The 331-nt window shown below is 69.2% G+C and carries 1 protein-coding gene; it reads left to right on the forward strand.

Going from position 1 to position 331, the window contains the following annotated elements; genetic code table 11:
• On the forward strand, positions 1-331 hold a 331-nt coding region (locus MXD59_RS26070; protein WP_248827210.1), incomplete at both ends, for an acyltransferase domain-containing protein.

The following is a 331-nucleotide window of genomic DNA, read 5'->3' on the forward strand; positions in this document are numbered from 1 at the left end:
GGGGTGGCGGTTGCCGGGGCGAAGCCGGTGTTTGTGTTTCCGGGTCAGGGGTCGCAGTGGGTGGGGATGGCGGTGGAGTTGGTGGATTCCTCGCCGGTTTTTCGGGAGCGGTTGGTGGAGTGTGCGGCGGCGTTGGAGCCGTTTGTGGACTGGTCGGTGGTGGACGTGCTGCGTGGGGTGGAAGGTGCGCCGGATCTCGAGCGGGTGGAGGTGGTGCAGCCGGTGTTGTGGGCGGTGATGGTGGCGTTGGCGGCGTTGTGGGGGTCGTTCGGGGTGGTGCCGTCGGCGGTGGTGGGGCATTCGCAGGGGGAGATCGCGGCGGCGTGTGTGG

Source organism: Frankia umida (assembly GCF_023242945.1).
GTDB lineage: Bacteria > Actinomycetota > Actinomycetes > Frankiales > Frankiaceae > Frankia > Frankia umida.